The organism is Sphingobacterium sp. UME9 (assembly GCF_014170215.1).
Classification (GTDB): Bacteria; Bacteroidota; Bacteroidia; order Sphingobacteriales; family Sphingobacteriaceae; genus Sphingobacterium; species Sphingobacterium paramultivorum.
Map to the genome: position 1 here is coordinate 28,055 of NZ_LZZP01000002.1, position 19,620 is coordinate 47,674.

Annotated in this window: 19 protein-coding genes; 4 read left to right on the forward strand and 15 right to left on the reverse strand. The window is 36.7% G+C overall.

Features of this window, described 5'->3' with window-relative positions; translation table 11 throughout:
* Window positions 1–20: 20 nt before the first annotated feature.
* The 4 genes from hemB to A9970_RS01315 form a co-directional block, all read right to left on the reverse strand.
* A complete protein-coding gene (gene hemB / locus A9970_RS01300; protein WP_070561999.1) occupies window positions 21–989 on the reverse strand; it encodes a porphobilinogen synthase in 969 nt (322 codons plus the stop codon).
* Between the two features lie 90 nt (window positions 990–1,079).
* The gene (hemC, locus tag A9970_RS01305; RefSeq protein ID WP_182981026.1) at window positions 1,080–2,666 is read right to left on the reverse strand and encodes a hydroxymethylbilane synthase; all 1,587 of its coding nucleotides are present in this window, start codon (window positions 2,664–2,666) and stop codon (window positions 1,080–1,082) included.
* Between the two features lie 294 nt (window positions 2,667–2,960).
* The gene (gene hemA / locus A9970_RS01310) at window positions 2,961–4,202 is read right to left on the reverse strand and encodes a glutamyl-tRNA reductase (RefSeq protein ID WP_153848145.1); all 1,242 of its coding nucleotides are present in this window, start codon (window positions 4,200–4,202) and stop codon (window positions 2,961–2,963) included.
* Window positions 4,203–4,421: 219 nt separating this feature from the next.
* Window positions 4,422–5,261, reverse strand: a complete 840-nt coding sequence (locus A9970_RS01315) for a hypothetical protein (RefSeq protein WP_182981027.1) — start codon at window positions 5,259–5,261, stop codon at window positions 4,422–4,424.
* A gap of 221 nt (window positions 5,262–5,482) precedes the next feature.
* Here A9970_RS01315 and A9970_RS01320 point away from each other — a divergent pair, with 221 nt between their 5' ends.
* Window positions 5,483–5,881, forward strand: a complete 399-nt coding sequence (locus tag A9970_RS01320; protein WP_153848143.1) for a hypothetical protein — start codon at window positions 5,483–5,485, stop codon at window positions 5,879–5,881.
* Between the two features lie 50 nt (window positions 5,882–5,931).
* Here the strand turns inward: A9970_RS01320 and A9970_RS01325 are convergent, their stop codons facing one another.
* Genes A9970_RS01325 through rbfA form a run of 4 tightly spaced genes read right to left on the reverse strand, consistent with a single transcriptional unit; the run spans window position 5,932 to window position 8,714 of the window.
* The gene (locus A9970_RS01325) at window positions 5,932–6,582 is read right to left on the reverse strand and encodes a hypothetical protein (protein ID WP_159731357.1); all 651 of its coding nucleotides are present in this window, start codon (window positions 6,580–6,582) and stop codon (window positions 5,932–5,934) included.
* A 2-nt stretch (window positions 6,583–6,584) separates the two neighbouring features.
* On the reverse strand, window positions 6,585–7,673 hold the full coding sequence (locus tag A9970_RS01330; protein ID WP_182981028.1) for an aminotransferase class V-fold PLP-dependent enzyme: 1,089 nt from the start codon (window positions 7,671–7,673) through the stop codon (window positions 6,585–6,587).
* Window positions 7,666–8,313: a leucyl/phenylalanyl-tRNA--protein transferase gene (gene aat, locus A9970_RS01335; protein WP_182981029.1), complete on the reverse strand. Its 648-nt coding sequence runs from the start codon at window positions 8,311–8,313 to the stop codon at window positions 7,666–7,668. The genes A9970_RS01330 and aat overlap by 8 nt, the downstream gene beginning before the upstream one ends.
* A gap of 29 nt (window positions 8,314–8,342) precedes the next feature.
* Window positions 8,343–8,714, reverse strand: coding sequence for a 30S ribosome-binding factor RbfA (gene rbfA / locus A9970_RS01340; protein ID WP_088160129.1), 372 nt, complete (start codon window positions 8,712–8,714; stop codon window positions 8,343–8,345).
* Window positions 8,715–9,386: 672 nt separating this feature from the next.
* On the opposite strand from rbfA, the gene argH reads away from it, so the two are divergent.
* Window positions 9,387–10,718, forward strand: a complete 1,332-nt coding sequence (argH, locus tag A9970_RS01345; RefSeq protein ID WP_075990928.1) for an argininosuccinate lyase — start codon at window positions 9,387–9,389, stop codon at window positions 10,716–10,718.
* A gap of 257 nt (window positions 10,719–10,975) precedes the next feature.
* Window positions 10,976–12,226 carry a site-specific integrase gene (locus tag A9970_RS01350; protein ID WP_182981030.1) on the forward strand — a complete coding sequence of 417 codons (1,251 nt, stop codon included), beginning with the start codon at window positions 10,976–10,978 and terminating at the stop codon, window positions 12,224–12,226.
* A 106-nt stretch (window positions 12,227–12,332) separates the two neighbouring features.
* On the opposite strand, the gene A9970_RS01355 is transcribed toward A9970_RS01350, so the two are convergent.
* Both A9970_RS01355 and A9970_RS01360 read right to left on the reverse strand, forming a co-directional pair.
* Window positions 12,333–12,614: a helix-turn-helix domain-containing protein gene (locus tag A9970_RS01355; RefSeq protein WP_182981031.1), complete on the reverse strand. Its 282-nt coding sequence runs from the start codon at window positions 12,612–12,614 to the stop codon at window positions 12,333–12,335.
* Window positions 12,611–12,907 carry a helix-turn-helix domain-containing protein gene (locus A9970_RS01360; protein WP_094772800.1) on the reverse strand — a complete coding sequence of 99 codons (297 nt, stop codon included), beginning with the start codon at window positions 12,905–12,907 and terminating at the stop codon, window positions 12,611–12,613. Before A9970_RS01360 ends, A9970_RS01355 begins: the two co-directional genes overlap by 4 nt.
* 212 nt (window positions 12,908–13,119) lie before the next feature.
* Here A9970_RS01360 and A9970_RS01365 point away from each other — a divergent pair, with 212 nt between their 5' ends.
* Window positions 13,120–15,567 carry a S8 family peptidase gene (locus A9970_RS01365; protein WP_182981032.1) on the forward strand — a complete coding sequence of 816 codons (2,448 nt, stop codon included), beginning with the start codon at window positions 13,120–13,122 and terminating at the stop codon, window positions 15,565–15,567.
* Here A9970_RS01365 and A9970_RS01370 read toward each other — a convergent pair.
* From A9970_RS01370 to A9970_RS01390, 5 genes are all read right to left on the reverse strand, one after another.
* Window positions 15,556–16,581 (reverse strand): AAA family ATPase, encoded by a 1,026-nt coding sequence (locus A9970_RS01370; protein ID WP_182981033.1) that lies wholly within the window; start codon window positions 16,579–16,581, stop codon window positions 15,556–15,558. The two genes, A9970_RS01365 and A9970_RS01370, sit on opposite strands and share 12 nt — an antisense overlap.
* A 126-nt stretch (window positions 16,582–16,707) precedes the next feature.
* Entirely contained in the window at window positions 16,708–17,871 is a 1,164-nt protein-coding gene (locus tag A9970_RS01375) for a hypothetical protein (protein WP_182981034.1), read from the reverse strand.
* 4 nt (window positions 17,872–17,875) lie between these two features.
* Window positions 17,876–18,730 carry a reverse transcriptase family protein gene (locus A9970_RS01380; protein WP_182981035.1) on the reverse strand — a complete coding sequence of 285 codons (855 nt, stop codon included), beginning with the start codon at window positions 18,728–18,730 and terminating at the stop codon, window positions 17,876–17,878.
* The gene (locus tag A9970_RS01385) at window positions 18,705–19,001 is read right to left on the reverse strand and encodes a helix-turn-helix domain-containing protein (RefSeq protein WP_182981036.1); all 297 of its coding nucleotides are present in this window, start codon (window positions 18,999–19,001) and stop codon (window positions 18,705–18,707) included. Before A9970_RS01385 ends, A9970_RS01380 begins: the two co-directional genes overlap by 26 nt.
* An 80-nt stretch (window positions 19,002–19,081) precedes the next feature.
* Complete coding sequence (locus A9970_RS01390) at window positions 19,082–19,300, reverse strand: hypothetical protein (protein ID WP_182981037.1); 219 nt, start codon at window positions 19,298–19,300, stop codon at window positions 19,082–19,084.
* Between the last annotated feature and the right edge of the window lie 320 nt (window positions 19,301–19,620).

Below are 19,620 nucleotides of genomic sequence, written 5' to 3' on the forward strand. Positions count from 1 at the left end.
CGAAGATAATTTGGAAGTTGTTAAATAAAACCTTTCTCCAATACTTCTTTGGAATGGTAGGATAAGATTGCAGTAGCGCCAGCACGTCTGAAGCTCAATAACGTTTCTAGAATGACACGTTCGTCTAACCAGCCGTTTTGAATAGCCGCCTTTAACATCGCATATTCTCCGCTGACATTATATACCGCAATTGGCAGATCGAAGTTGTCTGCAAGAAGTTTAACGATATCTAAGTAGGGAAGTCCTGGTTTTACCATCAGAAAATCTGCTCCTTCCTGTGCATCGAGCTGTGCTTCGATAAGCGCCTCTTTTGCATTGGCAGGATTCATCTGGTAGGTCTTTTTATCGCCATGCTTGGGCGCCGAGCCTAAGGCATCTCTAAAAGGACCATAATAGGCCGAAGCATATTTTGCCGTATAGGACATCAAAGAAACGTTTGTAAAACCATTATGGTCCAATAGCTCACGGATGTAACCGATGCGACCATCCATCATATCTGATGGAGCAATGATATCTGCACCTGATTGCGCATGTGCCAAAGCCATCTTGCCCAATACCTCTAATGTCTCATCGTTTAGGATCTCACCGTTTTCGACAATTCCATCGTGCCCATCACTGCTGTAAGGGTCCATAGCAACATCCGTTACGATACAAGCTTCCGGAAAATTTTTCTTTACGGCTGCAATCGCACGTAAGTATAAACTTCCATCACGGTAGCTTTCTGTAGCATATTTGTCTTTTAAGGACTCTTCAATGTTAGGGAAAAGATCAAATGAGCGTAAGCCCAACTTTAGGCAACTTTCCACTTCTTTCAATAGATTGTCTATTGAATAGCGATAGATGCCAGGCATCGATTTAACCTCAGTTTTTTGATTTTGCCCATCGACGATAAAAAGTGGGAAAATCAAATTTGACGCGTCTAAACGTGTCTCTTGAATCATGTCGCGAATCACGGCAGATTTACGATTTCTTCTCGGACGTTGTAACATTATATTAAGATTATTTATGATCTATGTTGTTTATTTCAAAGTCAGTGGAATCGTTTACCGACGTTGAAATACAAACTACTTTATACGATTCTAATACTCCAATCCAAAAACGGCTTCAGAAAGGCCTATTTCATCTGGAGAATAAGGAAGTGTATAAGGGACATTCATCTCATCAAACTTTGCACCGGTAGAGCGACCAATACAAATTACTTTCTGGCCCGGTTCCAATAAATTATCCGCAAAATAAGCTTCCACATTGCTTGGACTGGTAAAGACCAATACCTCCGCATTGGATGGATCTACATTTTCTTCTAAGACAGTTTCGTATACCGGTATATTGATGATTTTCGTCTCTGAGCTTAATGCTTTTTGGATCGTTTCCAAAGATTCTTTCGCACGTGGAATAAGGACGGTACCACCATTGGCCAATTCAGCAAATTTCTTCGCAATTTCATCCATATTGATACCCTCACTGTCGCCAGAGAAATCAGCAACGCGGTCATATTTACGCAAAATCTCTTCCGATCCGCGGCCAATGACACCTATCTTGGTCTTTTTGCTCAAACGAGGCTCTAAATTGAAAAAGTGCTCAATACCATTTTTGCTTGAAAATATAATCCAATCAACGTGTTTTAGGATAAAAGGATCCAATTTATTGATAATAGGGAATATTTTGATCAAAGAGCGGCCCTCAATAGTAATATTGTGTTTGGCCATTGCTCTTGCGAAATAGGAATTTTCGTCTACCTCTCGGGAGATAAATACAGATTGTGGCAGCTTTCTATCCTTTGCATACTTATTGAAAATGCGCTCCGCTAAACGTGTCGCATCGGTATCTCTAAGGTAAACACGGTCAGGGAAATCTTCACTTGTTTCAGCAATAGAGGCCCAAGCTTCATATTCATCACCGCTTTTGCGGCAATAACAGCCAAGTGGCGCATGACATCCTGCGTCAAATTTATTTAATACCAAACGTTCTACGGAGATTGTTTGTGCTACTTCTTCATTGTTCAAGGGCTGTAAAGCGTCAAAAAGTTCCTTGTCAACTTCACGGATCTGAATAGCAAGTACCCCTTGCGCTGGTGCCGGGATAATTTCAACGGGAGGAATCTCCTCGACATGAAAATCTGTAATATCCATTTCAATACGGCTAATACCTGCCTTTGCAAGTACTATGGCATCATATTGCTCATCACGTAGTTTCTGGATTCTTGTCTGCAAATTACCACGGAGATCGTCAAATTCTAGATCAGGACGTAGTGCCGAGATCTGCGCTTTTCTACGGTTAGATGATGTTCCAACAGTCGCATTGTGCTTTAATGAAAGACGTTTTTTGATATCCACACAATCTTTGTGGATAATCAATAATTCAGCTGGATCTTCGCGCTCAGAAACCGCTGCAATGATCAATCCTGGAGGGTTGACCGTAGGTAAATCTTTGTGTGAGTGTACAGCTAAATCAATGGTGCCACTTAAAAGTTCCTCTTCAAGCTCTTTAGTGAAAAATCCTTTGCCTTCTAATTTATCCAAACGAAGGTGTTGAATGATATCACCCTGTGTTTTAATGACTTTTAATTCTGCTTCAATTCCGATTTCTGCCAATCGATCTTTTACAAAATTTGCCTGCCACATGGCAAGAACGCTTCCCCGGGTACCAATAATTAGTTTTCTATTCACGTTAATTTTACTTTACCTATTAAAACAATCACAAAGATGTTCCACCGGTAGCTACGTATTCAACTAGCACAGAATGTGTTTTAATTCAATTGAGCCCCGGAAAATGAACAATTTCGGAAAAATGTGTTTAATACCATTTATCAAAGCAAAAATAAATAAATGAAAGGAATATGTTGACACGTTACTGTCATTATATGTCAGGAAATAATTGATAAACCGAAATTTAAAGGAAACAGTCAAAGGATAGCTCCGTAGGAGGGGAGCAGAATCCATTCAAGAACTAGGGATCGTTTTTTAGTTTTTTTCCGTTTCTGGAGTTTTAACCAAAATTTCTTTCGCCATAACCATTGGAACCTTGATATATTTCTTTTCCATATAGTTGATGACTTTTTCCAAAACTTCTCTCGCTTCGGGAGTTAGGGCTTGAACCTCTTGGGCAAAAACCTCATTTAGAGCGAATGATTTAATTTCTTTAATTTTTTCAGGAACCTCACGCATAGCAACTTCTACACGTCGCTGTTTGATTAAAGGTAAAAATTCTTGGATATTGTCCTGGATAATCTTTTCGGCACTCTCCAATTCATTATAACGCTCTTGGATGTTTTTCTCCGCAATAGCTTGTAAGCTGCTTACTTCGATATAATGAATCAGATTATTTTGGAGAACTTCAGCATCAACATCATTCGGAACGGCTAAGTCAATAATAATCTTCTTATCAGTCTCTCCATTTAATAACGATTGATAAAGTGTGTTGTCAATAATGGAGGTAGGCGCACCTGTACAAGTAATCAGAATATCAAAACCTTCTTTGTACTGATCAATATCAGCCAAGGGGTAAGCTTCAGCATTTAATTCTTCAGCTAGGGCCTTTGCATTCTCCAGTGTGCGGTTGAAAATAACGAACTTCGCTTTTTGGTTCTTTTGGAAATATTTCGCTAAATTCTGATTAGTTTCTCCAGAACCGATGATGATGATTCTAGGGTTTTCAACCAGTTTTAGTTCGCGCAATTTGCGGTAGGCAAGAGAGACAACGGAAATTGGGTTTCTGGAAATTTTAGTATAGGTGTATACTTCTTTAGCTGTTTTTACGAGACGATCCATCATCAGACGTAGAAAATCTCCAGTAAAACCGGCTTCTCTACAACGATCATATGCGCGACGTACCTGTGCCAAAATTTCTTTTTCACCAACAACAAGACTTTCAAGAGAACATGACATCCGAAGCAGGTGATTTAAAGCATCCATACCCTCGTATTTGTTGACCTGTCCTAAATAACATTGTAGTCTTTCCTGAGGTACACAGAAGTTCAATTTTCCCATAAAATCAGCAATGAATTCATGGGTCAATTCGTGAGCACCATAAAATACAAACTCTACTCGGTTACAAGTACCAATATAAAAGATCTCCGGAATGTCTAGGCTATGCTTTAGATTGATGAGACGACTTTCTAAATCCTCATTGCAGATCACTAGATTACCTAGATCTTTTAGTTCGACATGTTTATGAGTAAACGCTAATACTTTAAGATTTTTCAAAGCTCTAATCCCTCGCTTATATTTAACGGTACAAATGTAGCTTAAAAGCTTTGTGCTTGTGTCAAAAATCTGTCAAAGGGATTAATTTAGAAAGATTTTAAATAGCTGTTTTTTTTATTTAAGTTATTGTATTGTAGTTTATTATGTTGTTGTTCGGTGCTAAATGATTTTCGTCACGATCTGTCGTGACGAAAATTTTAAGCTATAAAATACGATAAACTACTCTTTAGTACCCGTATTTGTCCTTGCAGAGTCGATGGTGACATCTTCCAATTCTTCTACATAAGGCTCCTCTTCAGAAGTAGTAGCTTCTTGAATTTCACTATCGCTATATTGGTAATAGCTGTCGAAGGTCTTGCTGCTTTTATTGTAAATCAATGCGTACTTGGAGTTTTTATTCTTGACAATAATTCCATCGGCAGGAGCGGGCACTAACTTCATCTCATCCATAAAAATTTTCTGTCCCTTTTTGAAGCTGTTGATGAGTGGCAGTTCGCTTGAATATTCCTTCCAGAATAAAATATCGCCTTTTGCCGATATAATCCAGATGGCACTGCTCTGGTAGTCGTTCTTTTCTACTAGGAAAGCCATTTCTTTATTCCAACTGTCAGAATCGTTGCGATCTGTAAAGTTCCCATAGCAGAAAACAGATTTAGCCCGATCTTTTATCCGAGTAAACTTGTATATAGGTTTATCATCTACAGGTTCTAGGTAGTTATTACCCATAAATATCTTTGTAATCCCCCTTCTATAGCGTAATGGGATGTTGTCGTATTCCGGAAGAGTGAAGATTGCATTATTCCAATGTTGATAGTCCTCTAATGAACTCCATCCATCAGCATCTTCCAGGTCTTTGGGATCGGCATTGTCAAATCCGACGGCAGCCGTAGCAGCGCTATCTACCTGCAAGCCGTCGAAAGCTTGTCGCTGGCTATAATTGTAATATCCGCCACCCGCTAGGATAACCAATAGGACGACGCCAATAATGATATATACCCTTTTCTTTTTATTTGGCTGTGCAGGTTGTTCCGCAGCGATTTCTTCAACTTCTCTTTTCATGTTTATTATTCGGCTTAATGCTAAAAATTATACTCATCTCTTTTAAACAAGTAAAAAAAAGGCTATAAATGCTTGATGGTCTTTTGATTAGCTTTATTTTTTATTTGTTCTAAGCGTTAATTGCGCTTAAAAATAGAATAATTTTTCAAAAAGTGAAATACAAGTTATATATGTGTCAATATTCAACTTATATTCGTAGCAGTTTTAAAGGAATTTGAATCATGATTATTATCAAAAAATACTTTGCCATCGTTGGACTAGTCATTTCTTTTTTGTCCAGCATGACGCCGTTCTTAAAAGTGCCTATTAAAGGAAATTGGAATTTATATCAGGTAGATGCCTATTTATTCTTTATTACATTACTTATTCTGGGGGTGACGGCCCTTTTATTTTTTGTTCGTGCAGTTCGAGCTTATCAATGGATGACTCGATTAGCCGCCTGTTGGTACTTGTTGAGTATAACAGCTGTCTGGTTTAAAATCAATAATTATTTCGGTTGGGGATTTGCCGATAAATTGCTTTCTAAATCCTTACACATGCGCTGGGGCTGGATTGTCTATTTGATTGGAATCTTACTATTATTGTTGAGTACCAAGAAGGTTTCTGCGACAGCTGAATAAAATAAAGCCGTTTGCCAAACAAAAAATAAGCTAGATGAAATTCATCTAGCTTATTTTTTGTTTGGACGATGCGGTACGAAATGACTTTTCAGCTTGTCCAGTCCTAAATCCTCTTCAATCTTATCCAGTTCGTAGGACCATATTTTTTCATCCAAAATTTCGTTAAGGACTTTTGGATTAGTAAGATCTACAGGACGTACACGTTGTTCCCTGTTGATTGGTGAGGTCAGTTCCTGCAAACTGCCGCTATGCCGTATGATCTGAAAACGGAAGGTAGGCCATTTCCCAACATTTGCAAAGTTGCCTGTATAAAACTGCATAGAGTCGTGCGGCGGTATCTTATTACTGAAAATACCTTTCACTTTATTCGCTGTCGCTTCAGATACGGATACCAGGAGCTCAAAGCTGGTTTCATTGATGATATGTAATTTGGCAAGTCCATCTTTGTGATCTCCCGAGATTGCCAAAAGTATTCCTTTTTCGATAAATCGATGTGGTGTCAGTGGTGTCGCATGCTGGTCAAGTTCATCATCTGCGCGACGCATATTACCGAAGACAAGGGTGATTTTATCCATTGGCACCGGAATCTCAAAACCAGTGTCGTCTGTAACGCCTACAATATCGTTGGGCTGCATGGATGTGATATGCCCTTCAATGGGTTCATCGACAAACCGTACTAAGTCGCCTATTCTAAATTTCATGTTTACTTTACTTTTGTGTCAATAATATATAGTAGCTTTTCAAGATCCGAGTGATCATTGTACAAATGAAATCCGACACGGATGCCCGAACCTCGGGGAAAGCATTTTATACCCTCATCCAGGAGAGTTTTATAATAGTCGGGGTTGATCTGAATATTGAAAATATTGCTCTGCGGACGTCTATTGATGATGCTGTCCAATAACAGTTTTCTGTCGGCAAGTTCAGCGCGGACATCTTCGATCAATTTTTGGGTATAGGCCACTGTTTCGGCAAATCCCCATTCCTCCAATTGAAGAAGAGACTGCTGTAGCGTTCCGTGGGACAGGGTGTCCAAATGCCCTGGTTCAAAACAGAGTTGTACCACAGATTTATTCATCCATTGATTGTTGAGGAAGCTGTAATTTTTTTGGATATCCGCATAAAGCATCGCTTTGAGTCTTTCGCTTAGGAGAACAAAACCATTACCAAAGCCTGCCATAAGCCATTTGTATCCACTTGATAATACGGCGTCAAAGCCCGAAAGTGCGAAATCAAAAAGATCCGTCCCTAAATATTGGGTGCCGTCGCCTACAATCAACAACTCGGGATGCTGATGCTTTAATTCCTGTATGAAGGATAGATCTATTTTTAACCCCGAAATATATTGAACAATAGAAAGGATAAGGACATCTGGTTTGAATGTTGCTATTGTGTCCAATAAGTTCGTTTCCAGTTGTTCGTCCATCGTGACAAATTGGTGTTCAAAACCACTTAATATCGTCGGAAAATTAACGGAAGGATAATCATTATTCAGTAATAAAACCTTAGCTTGTTTTGGTAAACCTGCCAATAGCGCATTGAAGGCAAAGGAAAAACAACTTGATAAGAAGACATTTTGGGAAGGGCAATTGAAAAATTTGCCGAGCGTATCCCGACAGGCATCTAAAGTTGCGCCTTGCTGTTCGCGTAAGGTGGTGTTCGAGTCAAAGAAATCTTGGTCTCTTTTTGCACGCCAGGCCTTTGTTTCACGTGAAAGTAAGCCGGATCCTGGTGTGGTGAGGTAAGTTACCGCTGAAGCGATGTCAAAATGTTTACGATAGAGACTACTCATGTCTTTGGTCTTTTGTTAGTATTGCTAAATAATCTGTCAAGGAGAGGTATTCTCCGCCCATGCTTTCCAAATGATCCGTGTGAAATTGGCAATCAATTAACCGAAGTTCAATTTCTTGGGCGAGATAAATCAGGGCCGCTTTCGAAGCGTTGGCCACTTTTGAAAACATGCTTTCGCCACAAAAGACGCCATTGATTAACACACCATAAAGCCCCCCAACCAGTATACTATCTTGCCAAACTTCCACCGAATGTGCATAACCTAGCTCAGCAAGATTACTGTATGCTTCGATCATGTCCTGTGTTATCCAGGTTCCAGTCTGATCTTTTCTATTCATAGTCGCGCAAAGCTGAATGACTTCTTTAAAGCTGCGGTCTATCGATAAGGAAAATGTTTTTTTCCGGAGAACATTCGTCATGCTCTTGCTGATCTTTATCTTGGACGGATCGATCACAAATCGGGGGTTTGGGGCATACCAAAGTATTGGGCTATCATCGCTGAACCACGGGAAAATTCCGTTACTATAGGCCAGTAGCAAACGATCTACCGAAAGATCTCCACCTACGGCGAGTAAACCATCTTCTTCTGCATAGCTTGGGTGTGGAAACTCCAGCCTTTTAGTATCCAGTTCAAATACCATGGTTATTTAACATGCTACGATAGATGGCATTATTCTGGTTGACGCGGTTCTTTGCCTATTTCTTCAAATAGTTTATCCATGTGTTCAACATATTCGTTGGTATCATCGAGGAAGAACTCCAATTGAGGAACAATCTTTACCTGGTTCTTAATTTTTGCACCCAATTTGTAGCGTATTTCAGATGTTTTGGAACGAATGGCCTTAATATCCTCCTGTGCCGTTTTTGTGTTTAAAAAGCTCACGTAAACGCGGGCAATTGCTAAATCCGGCGTAACACGAACCCGTGTAACCGTAATAAATGCTCCAGGAGCCCATGAATTACCTTCGCGTTGAAATAATGCTGCTAAATCCTGTTGAATCACCCCAGCAAAACGTTGCTGTCTCTTGCTTTCTGTTCCCATCGTATACGTTTTATGTTGAATATTCTCAATTATGTCAAACAAAAATAGCCAAAATTTCAATTAAAAGAGAAATTTGGTTCGACCTCTTGCCGCTTACTTGACAAAAAATATACAATAAACCATCGATTGGTAGCGAATGGATTACAGCTTTGAAAACACTAAAATAAGCAGCACAAGAAAAAAGGCACATCTTGGTTTGACGTGCCTTTAAATTTCGATTCACAATTGGTTAGGTAATTTCTTTCAAGTTTTAAGACTTTGGGGTCTATCATATTTGGTTTGAAATTTCGGTGTATTTAAAGCGGTAAGTATTTACTAACCTTACCATCTTCTATTTTTTCATCTCCCTTACACTACAAACATAGGAATACTTAAAAAACTGACAAAATAACTTTTAAAAATAAAGTGAGTGGTTACTTATAATGTGTGTTTATCGCGATTTAACAAACTTTTAACATTTAATTTTTTTTGTAACGGCACTTTTTTTTCACCCGATTTTTTGTTTTTCATCAAATTGTCCGAGCAAAATGTATGCAATCTTTGCATTGATATAACCATTTGCAATTGGTATTTTTGTAAAAATTGTATGTGATAGAATTATCAGGAGCTTCAATCAACGCTAAACCGACCAAAGGCTTTTGATAATAACAGGATCAAAAAGAAATTATACGAATGAAAATCTGGCAAAAAAATATAGATGTCGATTCTTTTGTAGAATCGTTTACGGTGGGCAATGACCGCGTAATGGACCTGCAACTTGCTGCTGCGGATGTTTTGGGTTCATTGGCCCATACACGCATGTTGAATAGCATAAATCTGATGACCGATGAGGATCTAGTGCTTGTACAAAAAGAACTGAAAAATATCTATAAAGAAATTTTAGCCGGTGACTTTCGTATTGAGGACTCGGTAGAAGATGTGCATTCACAGGTTGAAATGCTGCTTACACAGCGTATTGGAGAGGCAGGTAAGAAAATTCACTCCGGCAGATCCCGTAATGACCAGGTTTTGGTCGATCTAAAATTATACTTCCGCTCAGAGATTCAGCATATCATCCAGAATACGGAAGCTCTTTTTAATGAATTGATCCAACTCAGCGAGCGATATAAGCATATTTTGATTCCTGGATACACGCACTTGCAGATTGCTATGCCTTCATCGTTTGGATTATGGTTTGGTGCTTACGCAGAAAGCCTTGTTGATGATCTGGAGATGATGCGTGCAGCCTGGAAGGTTTGTAATAAGAATCCTTTAGGATCTGCTGCAGGCTATGGATCATCTTTTCCATTAAATAGAACGATGACGACGCAATTGCTGGGATTTGAAGACCTAAATTACAATGTGGTTTATGCACAGATGGGGAGAGGTAAGACCGAACGTATCTTGGCACAGGGCATGAGTTCCATCGCGGCGACATTGGCTAAATTTGCAATGGACGTATGTCTGTATATTAATCAAAATTTTGGCTTTATCTCCTTTCCAGCACATTTAACTACGGGATCGAGCATCATGCCGCATAAAAAGAATCCAGATGTCTTTGAGTTGATCCGTTCACGCTGTAACAAGATACAGGCATTGCCAAATGAAATTGCGTTGATGACTACGAACCTGCCATCTGGTTATCATAGAGATCTTCAATTGTTAAAGGAAAATTTATTCCCGGCTTTTAAATCCCTCAATGAATGTCTTGAAATAGCAACTTTCATGTTGGAAAACATTTCCGTTAAAGAAAATATCCTGGACGATCCAAAATACGATTACTTGTTCTCTGTTGAAGTCGTGAACAATGAGGTCCTGAAAGGGGTTCCTTTCCGGGAGGCCTACAGGACTATCGGCATTGATATTGATGAAGGGCGTTTCAAGCCATCAAAAGAGGTAAACCATACCCACGAAGGAAGCATTGGAAATCTATGCAATGATCAGATTCAACGTATGTTCGGAGAGGTCAAAGCCACTTTTGGTTTTGAAAAAGTCGAATCAGCATTGGATGATCTTTTAAAATAAAGTTTCAGTAAAAATACATCAAAGATTAATAACAGGCAAAACGGTTGTAAATAAAGGCTTTACAGCCGTTTTATAATTTTTTGGTAATGAGGTAAAAAGCAGGAAAAAGCGAGGTTTGGCAAAAGTAAGGTTACTAAAACGTTACTTTTAAATATTAGAAATATCGTTTTAAAATACTGTATTTCAGCTTTCTGCATAGTTTTTCATATTGTTCCGTAGCTCACATAGGTTTAATTTTATCATTAAGAATTGTGAGTATGGAAACGACAAAAAAATCAACATTTAAGGTATTGTTCTACCTTAAAAAGAACGCCCCAAAGAAAAACGGAAAAGTTACGGTTATGTGCAGGATAACCGTAAATGGCAAACAGTCTGCATTCAGTACAAAGCTGGATATTTCCGCAACAAATTGGGATTTGAAGTACGGCAGGGTTTTAGGTAAAAGCCGAGAAGCCCTAGACACAAACAGCAAACTTGACAAAATTCGTTCGGGTATTGAGGAATGCTATTCCAAAATTCTGAAGAACGAGGGGGCTGTAAACAGTGCTAAACTTAAAAATGCTGTTCTTGGGATGGAAAGCGGAGAACTGACCTTTTTCAAATTCTATGAACAGTTCCTATCCGACTATGAGAAAAAGGTTAACAGTGGACTTCGAGTAAATGGCACACGCAGTAAATACAAAATACTTTTGAAACATCTTCGAAATTTTGCACTTACAAAATACGGCTATTCCGATGTGTCCTTTAGCGACCTTACACCTGATCTTGTGCAGGACTTTGATTACTACCTGCGTGACGACCAAAGTTTAACACACAACACCATTTGGCTGTATATGATTGGATTTACAACGCTTTGCCGATTGGCAATGAGCAGAAAGCATCTTGCTTTTAATCCGTTCAGCGAGTACAAGAATACCAAAAAGGATAAAGATCGTGGTTATCTATTGCGTAATGAATTGGAACAGCTCGTAACGTTCAACTGCGATAAAAAGAAAGACGAATTAATTAAAGACTTGTTTGTTTTCAGTTGCTTTACAGGTCTTTCCTATTCAGATATGAAAGGACTTAAAAACAGCAATATCCAAGATTTTTTTGACGGTAACAGGTGGATTATTGTACGAAGAAAGAAAACCGCTACATCATCAAACGTGATGCTCTTGGATATTCCGAAAATGATTATTGAAAAATATGCAGGATTGTCAAAGGACGGAAAGGTATTTCCCGTACCATCAAATACGATTTGTAATGACAGCTTAAAGAGAATATCTCAACTGATTGACTGCCTTGTAGAAAAGAAAGTAACCTTTCATTTAGCACGTCATACCTTTGCCACGCTATTTTTAAGCGAGGGTGTTCCATTAGAAAGTTTGAGCAAAATGTTAGGGCATAAAAACATTGCCACTACTCAGATTTATGCAAAAATTCTCAACGAGAAAGTCGGAAAGGATATGCAAAAGGTATCGCATAAATTTAAGGGTATGGAGGAGTCCTTTGTTGCAAGCCTATAACATTATGTCACAATTCTTTAAAACAACACAGCCCACCGCTTTAAGCAGTGGGCTGTTTCTTTAATGACCGATACGGGTTACAGTTTCAAAGCATTCATTTAATCAGCTAACGCTGATAGTTACCTTCCAATACTTTTACAATATCGCTTTCACGAAACAAGATTTTCCGTTCGAGCTTGATAAAAGGTATCAGTCCGTCATCCCTGTACTGTTGCAATGTCCGTTTGCTGATGTGTAACATCTGGCAAACCTGTTCGCCTGACAGGTAGATTTCCCCTTTTAGTAATGGGTGGAAATATTCTCTGATATACAACAGTTCATTTTTGATGCCTACCACAGCTTCGAGCAAGGCAAGCATATCATCGTTTGAATTTCCAATCTGTCTCATTTCTTTTGCTTTTTTAATGGTCGCTCTCCTTGCATCAGTAACTCCACTTCGGACAATCTGAAATAAGTCTTCCGATTGATTTGTGTTGCCCCAAGAATGCCCTTTGCCCTGTACGTCTGCAACGTTCTTTTACTGATATTTAGCAATTGACAGGCTTCCTGTTGGTCGAGCCATTTCGTTGCCTGTTGCAGTGCTTTGTAGGGTGCAGTGATTTCCTTAATCAATAAAGAAACTTCCTTTACTTCTCTGTGCAATGCCTTTAAAATCTGAATGTCCAAAACTGTTATTTCCATATCTGCATCATTTAAACCTCTAAAATAAAAGGTATTTACATTAGGTATTCCAATGTTGTAGTGAAAGGTTGCATTTGGCGTTCAGAGGTAGTTAATCCATTGCGTTGCATAGCATACACTAAAATGCTTTTATTATCTTTACATCTTAGCAAGATGGTCTTTTTGATATTATTTGTATATCAAAATGGGTCTGAAACAAATAACCTAAATTAATGGCAAATAAATCTCACCTCAAATTCTTAAGCGAAAAACAACTATCTGAAATCAAAGATTTCAAATATAATTATGGCTTTGATAGTAATAAAGACGATGAAGATGCTGCACCTAAAAACTACTTTAGGCTAGCGACTTCATTAAGAGCAGATTTGATAAAATTCGATACGGATGTTACGGCAAAGTATGAGCTAAAGGATAAGGAATTAAATATACCTATTGACATAGATTATATTGAAATAGCGTTTCAAGGGGTATTTGAAATTAACAAATACTTTAAAGTGTATTATAATGATTTAGGATTAGAAGCATCAGCATTTTATGATTTCGCAAAGAAGGGATTATTTGCAATTATTAACCGTGAAAGGTTTCAAGCATTTATTACTGATGTGAATAATTTTATTCAATTTGAACTAGAACACAATCAAAACGTAAAATATTCCAATAATGTAAAATATGTGGCAAGCTTTAAGCTATTACGAGCAAACGATATTCTTAAATTTAGGTTAGAAAATATTGGAGAAATTGTTTACTTATCCTTAATAGATTTACCATTAGATGGAGCAGTTAAGCAACAGCTTGTACAGTCGTTGATTGTGTATGTTGAAAGCTCAGGTATAGTGTATAAGCACGATGTCGAAAATGATAGAATTGAATTACAAAATCCAACACCCGAACAAATTCAAAAGATTATCCAAAACTTTGATATAATTGAAAGTGTTACAAGTTCTGCATTTACCACAATTAGACCAAGCGAATTTAATACGGTTCAACGTCAGTTTGGTTTCGATATTCAAAATGTTGGTGATGATTTACCAATTGTTGGGATTATTGATACAGGTATTGCTCAACAAACTGCTTTAGCTCCATTAATTATCGACGATACGACTTTTACACTTGCAGGAAGCCCATTAATTGACCAAGCAGGAAGAAATAGGTTAGGTCACGGAACAGCCGTAGCCGGGTTAGTAGCTTTGGGAAGGCTTAATCACAAAAATAATTTTGAAAATGAAGTAACGGCAGATGCAAGGTTGCTTTCTATAAAAATAAGCGATAATGGAAGTGGTTATATTTCAGAGATTGATTTATTGAATATGTTATATGATGTCAAAGCTAAATATCCTGAAATCAGATTATTTACCTTAACAACTTGCTACAGTAGCTTTATGTATAAGAATGAAACATTTTCTGATTATACTTATTCCTTAGATAAATTCGCTTACGAAACAAACAGCTTGATTTTTATTTGTACAGGTAACAATGAAAATTGTATTAATGAAAATACAAGCTATGATTTGTCTTATTTCCACGGCGACCATACCAATCTATCAACACCTGCTGATAGTATGAACAATGTTACCATTGGTGCAGCAGCTGATAATTTAAAAGATGGTGCATTTTTAGGCATCGCATCAGGTCGTGAATTTCCAACACTCTACACCAGAAAAGGGCATATTGATTTGTCAGTGATTTACAATCCGAAGAAAACAAATAAAAACTACTTCAAGCCCGATGTAATTGAAAGTGGTGGCGATATGGGTTATTATAATGCTAATACTTTAGATTGGATGGACGAGCCTGCATTAACATTATTATCGGCTCGACCAGAGATTGGTATTATGCAGGAAGTGGGTACAAGTTTCGCCGCTCCTTTAACAGCTAATCTTGCAGCAAAAATTATAAAAAATTATCCTGCTTTATCTAATGAAAGTGTAAAAGCACTTATAATTAATGGAGCATCATTAAACTTAATACCTTTTGCAACAGACGTATCAAAGTTGAGAAACAGAGTAATTGGCAACGGTTTAGTTGACGATTTGAAAAGTTTATATTCTGATGAGAACTCTGCAACGTTGATATTGGAAGATGTTATCGGAAATGGTAATATTAGAATTTATCCTATCAATTTTCCTGAATATTTGGTTAGTGATGATTTAGGGAAAAAACGAGGCATCTTGAAAGTTACCGCTACAATGTGCTTCAAATTTTTGCCGATTAAAAATAATCAGCTGTCCTATAATCCAATTCATATGGCTTTCAGTATCTTCAAAAATCATTCTGCTGATGATATTATGAAGCCGGATGAAGAACTGAAGTCAAAACTAAAAACAACATTATCTTGGTCGGAAAATGGCAGGTATGTATCAAAGCCATTGCCGTATTCTAATACTCAAAAAATATTTTTGAATGTAAATGTAGATGATTTGAATAATGAAGGAAATACTTTCAAGTTAGCTGTTCACGCTAAATTATCTGAACAGGTGGTAGGTGGTTTACCAGAAGATTATCCAACAGAATTTCCTTTCTCAATAGTTTTATCTATAGAGGAAACTATCAAAAATAATTCAGGGAAATTGTACGATGAAATTCAATTAATAAACCAACTTGAGGTAATACAAGAACTTGATATTGATGCGGGACTTGAAGCTGATGAATTAGACGTTTAAAGAATGTTTTTCAGTTTCAACAAGTGTTTTCCAAATACTCGTATTGATTTGAGCGGAAAGCATACTCTTAGGTTCGGCAGAAGCAAATAATGTTCTTTTGATAGCAGTAATTAAGGTTTTTTGAATACTGTAATAAGATAAACCAATAGATTGTTTAATAATTCTATTAGCAGCAGCTTTATTATCGAATTTAAAATTGCCATTTTTCAATGTCAATTCAATTAGCTTTTTAATATCAGCTTCATTCGGCAATTCAAATCCAATGATGTTATCAAATCTTCTTAACAAAGCATCATCCAACATATCTTTTTGATTTGTTGCTGCGATAACAATGCTAGTTTGAGGAAGGTAATCAAACAATTGAAGTATTGTATTCACAACACGTTTCATTTCGCCGTGGTCTTGGCTATAATCTCTTATTTTACCTAAACTATCAAATTCATCAAGAAAAATAATACAATCTTCTGTAGCTGCTTTTTTAAATATTTTAGATAGGTTTTTACTGGTCTCACCTAATTTAGAAGAAACGATAGCTCCTAAATTAATAACCACCATCATTTTATCTAATTCGCCTGCAATAACATAGGAAGCAAGAGTTTTTCCGCAACCCGAAGGTCCGTACATAAGCAATTTATTAGAAACTGGTAAATCAAACTGTTGTAAGATTTCTATCTTATGGTGTTCCTCAATAAAAAACTTCAGTTCAGTATATATCTTTTCGTTGGCAATGATATTATCTAATGAATAATCAGAAGTGATTTTCTCTAAAATAAGTTCAGATAACTCTTTGTCTTCAATTCTATTAAGATGTGTTTCTGAGCCAACTTTTGTTAATCCATTTGACTTTTGAAGTCTTAAGCTATCTTTTAAAATGGATTGAAGTTGAATGGCAAAATTGAGTTTCTTTGTTTTTTTTGAATGCTCAATTAATTCGTTCAGCACAGACAATAAACGTTCCTGGTCGTTTTCCAGACCATATTTCGCTATCTCTTTTATGTAATCTAACTGTGCCATTTCTTACTGCAAAGGTAACTTTTTTTGCTTAATAAAAATATGACAATATAACAAATAATACAAGTGGGTTTTATGCACAAATACTATTGTGTTATAAGCTGCTATTGTGTTTAAAGAGGTATTGACTTAGTTCCTCATATCCTTACTACGACTTATCACAGGATTTTTAAAATATCCCAATTCTTCCTTAGCTTCTACTATTTTTTCTAACATTTCATCGTTCAACTCCGGAATATCAAAATAAGCTATATCGAATATATGTTCCTTATCTGGGCTTTCGCCGATTGCAATACCAATAACTTTTGGAGCATTTTTATTTTCCATTCTTGCAATCAAACACCTTAACTGTAGCTCTTTTTCTTTGCTTTCCCAGTTTTTATGGCTTAAAGGCATAAATACATAAGAGTGGTCACTGTCTTTGTAGGGTGGTAGCATTCTACCTTTCAATTTCTTTTTTATTGCATCGATAAAAGTCATCCCTAACTCAATTCTGTTAATTCTTGGTTCCAACGTGATTATCCTTGTCGCTTTTTCTAAGTCAGACATCATTTCAGAATTTCCTTTATCGACAATATGAATTTTATGCAGGTGCGATACAATTTCATCCCATATAAAGCTTTGTGGAATTTCTCTTTGCCAGTATTTATATTCTTCGCTTTCGATGTATTCTTCCCACATACCATCATCCAGCATAACGCTGTCAGGAACAAAATCAAATTTCAATTCTGTAGTAAGATAGAGTGCAAGAAAATCTATTTCTCTTGGTACAGAAACAATCTTGTTTGACAGAAAATCTTCTTTTGCTTTAAGATAATTTACAAAATCTGTAATGGTATCCAATTCTTTTAAAACTGTAAAAGTAGAAGGCTCGTCAAATACGTGTACAAAGCCATTCCCGAAATTTCCGTTATCTAAAGGGAACTCATTTTTACCGCCAAAAGCAATCGCAATTCTGAATATCTCTCTGTCTGAATGTGGACGTAGTTGAATTTTTGTAATCTTATCACTCAGCGTTATTTCGTTTACAGTTTTAAGAAATCTTTCAGCACCATATATTTGGTCGATTGAACCAAGAATAGCTTTCTTTTGCCATCTTTCATACTGGATGTTTTCATCCGAATGCTCTGAAACCTTAATATCCTTGATTGAAATAATTACAATGGTGTTATTACAAACCACCAAAACATCACACAGTTCTTTATTTTTCTTTCCTAAAGGACTTGCAAAACTCCAAAAAGGTAGAAAGGATTTTTCGCATAATTCAGATACGAATTTTTCAGATGGTGTCATTGTATTACTTTTTCCTATTATTTGTTTTCAAAATATTGTTTCGATAGCTCGTATAAGGTTTCATTGTTCCATTGGGTAATATTTTTTCTTCTTCGACCTTTTTTATAATCTTTTCCGGCGCATCAATTTTATTTAGAAAAATCTTAATTCCGGTTACGGTTTGCGAACCATTATAAAAGGTTTTTCTTCTGCTTATCTTTAAACCACTATCTAAAACAATATCTAAAATTTCCTCAATGGCGTTCTGAAAATCTGATTGAGACGAAAAGGTTAAATCATCTATATACCTTGTATAAGTAATGTTGTGAGCATTACAAAGCTCAATAAGTTTATAATCCGTTCTTAAAAAAACAATATTTGAGATGTGTGTACTTGTAGGCGTACCCTGGGGCAATTCTCCTTTCCAGGTTGTCAATCTGGTTATGTAAAAAGCACATTGAGCATTGAAGCCTAATTCAAGAAATGTTTCATATACTTTCCTCGCAGTTATTGACGGATAAAAGTCCTGCAAATCGGTTGTAAGTATATATTTCTTTCCTTGATGTGGTTTGGCATTTGTAATATTGCTACGTTTTTTAACACCGCCGTGTACATTTTCGGGCAACTCGATTACAGCAAGAATACGGTCTTTGATTTGCTTCTGAATGGCTTTCAAAGGAGCTTTTGAGGGTCTTATTGCTCTCTGCTTGATAGTGCCGTCCTTGTATGTTTTAGGTTGATTGGTTTTCTTATCAACCTTTACCTCGTACCATTCCCTGTAATGACTATCAATATTTTTGACAAACTCATCTAACTCCCTTTTTGATTTGCCAATAATTGATGGGAAATGTAATTTACTTCTCAACTCTGAAGAACTCATTTATCAGAGATTTTACGGATGGGTTAATAATTTCAAACGCTTTTCTTTTCTCTGGAGAAATGTCATCTTCATTAAGTGATAAATAGAATAATATAGGTAAGGGCAAATCAAGATTTTTACTTATCTCTTTTAGCGTAGATAAATTAGGCTCTTTAGCATTGTTTTCTATCTGAGATAAATAAGTTTGAGTAATACCACAACTATCGGCAAACTCTGTTTGAGTTTCCCCTCGTTGTTTTCTAATGTCTTTTATAACTGTACCTAAATTCATTTTAGTTGATGTTAAATGGAAAAATTTAAAGGGTGTCGGAAACGTGATTGTTGTGTAATCTGTATCATAATTCAGCAGCATTAAATTAAAAACGTAATAATCAGGTCGATGATGTCGGCAATTTCCGTTTGGTACTGCTTATCCGTCAATCCTTTCTTTGTTCCTAATCTATTCAATTTTGCAACTGCATCGTTCAATAAATTAACGTCACTCTCCGAAAGAGAACACTGGTTCTGTAGGATGGTTTGTAATGATGTTTTCAAACCATCGATGTTTTGAAGTCTTTTTAATCGAGACATAAAAAATAAGATTTTAAAGTTAATGGGGCATTATTGCACCCTGCTTATTTTACAATAGCCCATTACTAAATGCGTAGACAATGTTCTCTATACACCACTTTAAAATCCCTGCTTCCTATCAATAATAAAATAAGAAGCATTCAAATCAATTTAATTAATATCAAATCATCTAATATCCTTTCTCCTTGTATCAGTTCTTGGCTGATTGGGGATTGAGACCTTTCGAGGACAGACAAGAGGATTGACCCGAAACCCCATAGGGGTTGTTTAATGAATTAAACAAAAAATATAAAGCTCCACTTAGTAACTAGCTTTCAAAA

Excerpts from the sequence above, each read along its gene's own strand:
- aat (WP_182981029.1), bottom strand. The coding sequence starts at position 8,313 with ATGGTATTTGAACTGGATACTAAAAGGCTGGAGTTTCCACACCCAAGC.
- A9970_RS01390 (WP_182981037.1), bottom strand. The coding sequence starts at position 19,300 with ATGTCTCGATTAAAAAGACTTCAAAACATCGATGGTTTGAAAACATCA.
- argH (WP_075990928.1), top strand. The coding sequence starts at position 9,387 with ATGAAAATCTGGCAAAAAAATATAGATGTCGATTCTTTTGTAGAATCG.
- hemB (WP_070561999.1), bottom strand. The coding sequence starts at position 989 with ATGTTACAACGTCCGAGAAGAAATCGTAAATCTGCCGTGATTCGCGAC.
- A9970_RS01325 (WP_159731357.1), bottom strand. The coding sequence starts at position 6,582 with ATGAAATTTAGAATAGGCGACTTAGTACGGTTTGTCGATGAACCCATT.
- A9970_RS01330 (WP_182981028.1), bottom strand. The coding sequence starts at position 7,673 with ATGAGTAGTCTCTATCGTAAACATTTTGACATCGCTTCAGCGGTAACT.
- A9970_RS01375 (WP_182981034.1), bottom strand. The coding sequence starts at position 17,871 with ATGACACCATCTGAAAAATTCGTATCTGAATTATGCGAAAAATCCTTT.
- A9970_RS01355 (WP_182981031.1), bottom strand. The coding sequence starts at position 12,614 with ATGAGACAGATTGGAAATTCAAACGATGATATGCTTGCCTTGCTCGAA.
- rbfA (WP_088160129.1), bottom strand. The coding sequence starts at position 8,714 with ATGGGAACAGAAAGCAAGAGACAGCAACGTTTTGCTGGGGTGATTCAA.
- A9970_RS01315 (WP_182981027.1), bottom strand. The coding sequence starts at position 5,261 with ATGAAAAGAGAAGTTGAAGAAATCGCTGCGGAACAACCTGCACAGCCA.
- A9970_RS01350 (WP_182981030.1), top strand. The coding sequence starts at position 10,976 with ATGGAAACGACAAAAAAATCAACATTTAAGGTATTGTTCTACCTTAAA.
- A9970_RS01320 (WP_153848143.1), top strand. The coding sequence starts at position 5,483 with ATGATTATTATCAAAAAATACTTTGCCATCGTTGGACTAGTCATTTCT.
- A9970_RS01385 (WP_182981036.1), bottom strand. The coding sequence starts at position 19,001 with ATGAATTTAGGTACAGTTATAAAAGACATTAGAAAACAACGAGGGGAA.
- A9970_RS01365 (WP_182981032.1), top strand. The coding sequence starts at position 13,120 with ATGGCAAATAAATCTCACCTCAAATTCTTAAGCGAAAAACAACTATCT.
- A9970_RS01360 (WP_094772800.1), bottom strand. The coding sequence starts at position 12,907 with ATGGAAATAACAGTTTTGGACATTCAGATTTTAAAGGCATTGCACAGA.
- A9970_RS01370 (WP_182981033.1), bottom strand. The coding sequence starts at position 16,581 with ATGGCACAGTTAGATTACATAAAAGAGATAGCGAAATATGGTCTGGAA.
- A9970_RS01380 (WP_182981035.1), bottom strand. The coding sequence starts at position 18,730 with ATGAGTTCTTCAGAGTTGAGAAGTAAATTACATTTCCCATCAATTATT.